Source organism: Arthrobacter pascens, from assembly GCF_017052465.1.
GTDB classification, from domain to species: Bacteria; Actinomycetota; Actinomycetes; order Actinomycetales; family Micrococcaceae; genus Arthrobacter; species Arthrobacter pascens.
On sequence record NZ_JAFHKT010000066.1, the window covers coordinates 1 to 4,596 of the forward strand.

Annotated in this window: 5 protein-coding genes; 3 read left to right on the forward strand and 2 right to left on the reverse strand. The window is 63.8% G+C overall.

All coding sequences use genetic code 11. The features are described from left to right. Positions 1-157: catalase-related domain-containing protein (locus JYA52_RS00350; protein ID WP_276208510.1), on the forward strand; the 157-nt coding region annotated here is incomplete at its 5' end. A gap of 177 nt (positions 158-334) precedes the next feature. Here the strand turns inward: JYA52_RS00350 and JYA52_RS00355 are convergent. Beyond that, complete coding sequence (locus JYA52_RS00355; protein WP_205651179.1) at positions 335-1,561, reverse strand: aromatic ring-hydroxylating oxygenase subunit alpha; 1,227 nt, start codon at positions 1,559-1,561, stop codon at positions 335-337. Between the two features lie 104 nt (positions 1,562-1,665). After that, on the reverse strand, positions 1,666-2,868 hold the full coding sequence (locus JYA52_RS00360) for an NAD(P)/FAD-dependent oxidoreductase (protein WP_205651180.1): 1,203 nt from the start codon (positions 2,866-2,868) through the stop codon (positions 1,666-1,668). 253 nt (positions 2,869-3,121) lie between these two features. Here JYA52_RS00360 and JYA52_RS00365 point away from each other — a divergent pair, with 253 nt between their 5' ends. Then, positions 3,122-3,472 carry a bifunctional 3-phenylpropionate/cinnamic acid dioxygenase ferredoxin subunit gene (locus JYA52_RS00365; RefSeq protein ID WP_205651181.1) on the forward strand — a complete coding sequence of 117 codons (351 nt, stop codon included), beginning with the start codon at positions 3,122-3,124 and terminating at the stop codon, positions 3,470-3,472. A gap of 32 nt (positions 3,473-3,504) precedes the next feature. Then, on the forward strand, positions 3,505-4,596 hold a 1,092-nt coding region (locus JYA52_RS00370), incomplete at its 3' end, for a BCCT family transporter (RefSeq protein ID WP_205651182.1).

A 4,596-nucleotide genomic window follows, 5' to 3' on the forward strand; every position in this document is an offset into this window, starting at 1 on the left:
CACCGGCGCCGTGGGCGGCGTGAAGAGCCCCGGCATCAAGGAACGCGCCATCCAGTACTGGACCAACGTCGACGCCGACCTCGGCGCCAAACTCCGCGCCAACCTCGGCGCAGGAGAAAGCACCTCCGACGCCGAAGCCGCTAACAAGATCGGCTAACAGCGCCCCACCAAAAGAACCCCGCCACGGCACTCACACTGCCGCGGCGGGGTTCTTTTGGTTTCTGCATCCTGGATGCCCGGTACAGGATCAGTACAGAGATGGGCTACACGCAGCGATGACCCCGGGCCGGGGCCCGGGGTCATCGATTGGTTGTGGCGCTACTGGAGCGGGGATTTAGGAGACCGGGGTTGCGGTCTCTTTGCGCTGCAGGGTTTCGGCGCGTTCCTCCAGCGGCGGTGTGCTGGCGGTGAGGCCCAGCAGGGCTTCTCCGGAAAGCGGCACGTCGCCGACCGTTTCCTGGACCCAGTCGTGGAAAGCGCCGATGTGGTGTTCGCTGGGCACAAGCACGCCGCCCTTGGCGTATGACTTGGAGGCCATGCCCGGCTGGCACCGCTCGCAGGCGTCGAAGTCCTGCATGTTCACGCGGTGGAACAGCTCAACGGAGGCGCTGACGTCCTTGCCGGACTCCACCACGGAGGGCAGGTACAGCCAGTCGCATTCGACGATCGTGTGGTCTGCGGACATCGGGAACATGCGGTGGATGATCACGTGGTCCGGAACCAGGTTCACGAACACGGTCGGCTTGATGGTGATCGCGTAGTAGCGCCGGTCCTGGTCCTCGGCCACACCCGGGATGACGTCCAGGCCCTCGGAGCCGTCCACGGTGAAGCCCTTGATGTCCTCACCGAACTCCGCGCCGTGGCCCACGAAGTACTGCGCGGCCAGCCCGTCAGCGAACTCCGGCAGCACCTCGGTCAGCTCCGGGTGGATCGTGGCGCAGTGGTAGCACTCCATGAAGTTCTCAATGATGAGCTTCCAGTTCGCCTTCACGTCATAGCGGATTCGCCGGCCCACGGACAGGTTCGCCACGTCGTACCCGTCAATGGCGTGCACGTTGCCCAGGCGTTCCTCGATCGCGCCCATGACGTCCTCCTCGAAGGACGGCGGCTCCTCGGCCAGGCACACCCACACATAACCCAGGTACTCGCGGATGTGGACCTTGGACAGGCCGTACTCGTCCCGGTCAATGTCAGGCATCTTCGTCAGGTTCGGCGCGGCGATGAGCTTGCCCTCGAAGTCATAGGTCCAGGCGTGGTACGGGCACTGGAAGTTGCGGGCCGCTTCGCCCTTTTCCTCCATGCACAGCTTCACGCCACGGTGCCGGCACACGTTGTAGAAGGCACGGATCTCACCCTTGCGGGTCCGCGAGATCAGCACGCTCTCGCGGCCCACCTGGACCGTCTGCCACGCCCCGGGCTTGTCCAGGTCCGCGGACCGGATCGCGCAGAACCACATCTGCTCGAAAATGCGCTCCTGCTCAGCCCGGAAAATGGCCGGATCCGTGTACAAATGACCGCCCAGGGTCGGGATCAGGCTCGGGGTGCTTACCTCAACAGACAATTTTTACTCCTTACAAAAACAAGAAACTCGGTCAAAACTTTGGTGCCGGACGGAAGGTTTGGGCCTGTTTATTTTCAGGACGGGTTGTTTCAGGACGGGTTGTTTCAGGACATGGCGGAGGCCCCCACGAGTGCGGCTGCCTCCGCCCGAGGCGACGTAGCCAGGCTCCGCCGCCATTTGGTGAAGAGCCTGGGCTGGTTCATTCCCAGGACCGCCACCGGCGCGTCTCCGCGGTAGTACACGGCGAGGAAGCTGTGGGCGAGGGGGTCCCCGGCCTCGACCTCAAGGCGGTCGTAGCCGGCGGAGTGCCCCGCGAACTGGATCTTGACGCCGTGCTGGTCAGACCAGAAGTAGGCGGGCTTGGAAGGCTGCTCAGGGGCGTCGGCGTCCAGCAACGCCCGGACAGCCAGCGCCGCGCGCTCCAAGGCGCCGGTCCAGTGCTCGACCCGGCGGTGGATTCCGGCCTCAGGGTCGAACCACGCGGCGCAGTCTCCCACAGCGACGATCCCCGGGATGTTGGTGCGTCCCATGGCATCACAGACGATGCCCGGGTTCAGCTCGAGCCCGGAACCGGACAGCCACTCGGTGTTCGGCTCAGCGCCAATCCCGATAACGACGACATCAGCGGCCACGTACCTTCCCCCGGAGAGGCGCAGCCCGGAGACGTTCCCTTCGCAGCTGTAGAAGTCCTCTATGGTGGCGGACGAGATCAGCTCCACGCCGTTCGCTGCATGCAAGCCGGCCACCACTGCTCCCATCTCTGCCCCCAGCTGGCCGGCGAAGGGCACGGGCTTGGTGTCGATCATGGTGACGTCCATGCCACGGGACACAGCGGCAGAGGCGACCTCCGCACCGACGAACCCGGCACCGACGACGGCCATCCTGCTTCCGGGCAGCAGTTCAGGGGCAAGAGCCTGGGCGTCAGCAAGCGTCCGCAGCGAGAACACGTTGCTCAGTCCCGCAAGAGTGGGCAGCTGGCGCGCCCGGGCGCCCGTGGCTATGACGATGCCGTCCGCCTGAATGACCTGGCCATCCTTCAGCCGGATACTGCGGGACTCGGCGTCGAGGGAAACAGCTCCCCCTCCAAGCAGCCACTCTGCCTGCAGCTCGTCGGCCTCGGATTCCAGGTACAGGTCCTCTGCGGTGATTGCACCGAGCAGGAAATCTTTGGACAGCGGCGGCCTGTCATAGGGCCGGTGCGGCTCATCGCCGATCACCACAAGGCGCCCGGTGAAGCCTTGGGCGCGGGCGGCCCTGGCGGCAGAGAGCCCAGCCAGCGAGGCCCCCACAATTGCAAGCGTCTCCATCGACACCACAGCCTCCTTCAATTGCTTCTTACGCAACAACAATCGCTATATGCAACAGAGTGATCCATGCCACGGCAAGTGTCAAGGGTTGCCCTTCATGAGAGCCGGGCGACCCGCAATAGAGCAAAAAACCCTTGACAACCCGCTGTGAGCTACCGCACTCTGTTGCTTATAGCGATTGCTGTTGTTGATTACGGAACAGCGTCGGTGGCAATTGAACTCCAACGCTCCGCCTAAAAGAAGAGGTCCCTCCATGCACAAGGCATGCCCGCTCAGTGAACTGGCACCAGGGGAAGCGCTGCGGCTGAACACGTCTCCTCCCATCGCCGTCTTCCACACCGAGGAGGGCGAGCTCTTTGCCATTGACGACACCTGCACACACCAGGACGCCTCCCTGGCCGACGGCTGGGTTGAGGACTGCTGGGTCGAATGCCCGCTCCACGCATCCCGCTTTAACCTGCGCACGGGAGGCGTGGACGCCCCGCCGGCCAAGCTCCCGGTCCGTACTCACGAAGTGACAGTGATCGATGGCGACATCATGATCACCGAATCCAACGAGGTCCCCAACCTCCCCCCTGGCCTGACAGTGGATGGCCACATCTAGCAAGCCCATGAATCCGAGCAAAGGAATTCCTCATGGCCCCCAAAAGCGATACCCGATATAGCAGTGACGACCTGAGTAGCGAACCCAACCTGGACAGCAGCGCCAGCGCCGCCAAGGACCCCAATTCTCCCAAGCCCCAAGGCGTCGACGAAAGTGCCATGGACGGGACCGACCTGGACGCGGCGTCGCCAGATCCTCTGACAGTCCCCCTGGCTGAGCTCGAAGAAGACTACGAACAGATCCTGCAGGAACTCCGCCTGACCAAGACCGAGCAGGCCGTGACCGAACGCCGGAACCGCAAGCTCACCCTCGACAAAGTGACCTTCGGCATCACGGGGGCATTCGCCATCGCCTTCGTGATCTGGGGCTTCTTCGGACGGGACAGCCTGGCAACAACCTCGCAAAGCGTCCTCGACTGGGTCATGCAGTACACAGGCTGGCTGTTCATGGGCCTGGCCTCACTCTTCGTGGTCTTTATCCTGTGGCTTGCCCTTGGCAAGTTCGGCAACATCCCGCTGGGCAAGGACGGCGAAAAACCCGAATTCCGCACCGTGTCCTGGGTGGCCATGATGTTTGCCGCCGGCATGGGCATCGGGCTCATGTTCTACGGCGTGGCCGAGCCGCTCTACCACTACGTCTCACCCCCGCCCGGAACAGTGGACGGCCGCACCCCCGAAGCCATCCAGACCGCCATGGCAACGTCCATCTTCCACTGGACCCTGCACCCCTGGGCAATGTACGCCGTGGTGGGCATCGCCATGGCCTACGGCACCTACCGCCTCGGCCGTAAGCAGCTGATCTCAGCCGCCTTCACCTCGCTCTTCGGCATCAGGATGGTGGAGGGACCACTAGGAAAGTTCATCAACATCCTGGCCATCTTCGCCACGCTCTTCGGCACCGCCGCATCCCTGGGCCTGGGTGCCCTGCAGATCGGCAGCGGCATGACCTCCAACGGCTGGGTAGGGGAAATCGGCACTCCTGTGCTCGTGGGGATCGTCGCCATCCTGACAACCTGCTTCGTCGCCTCCGCCGTTTCCGGCATCAGCCGCGGCATCCAGTGGCTCTCCAACATCAACATGGTGCTGGCCGTCATCCTGGCCCTCACCGTCTTCGTCGCAGGACCC

Coding starts and splice junctions, on each gene's coding strand:
- JYA52_RS00360 (WP_205651180.1), bottom strand. CDS start 2,868: ATGGAGACGCTTGCAATTGTGGGGGCCTCGCTGGCTGGGCTCTCTGCC.
- JYA52_RS00365 (WP_205651181.1), top strand. CDS start 3,122: ATGCACAAGGCATGCCCGCTCAGTGAACTGGCACCAGGGGAAGCGCTG.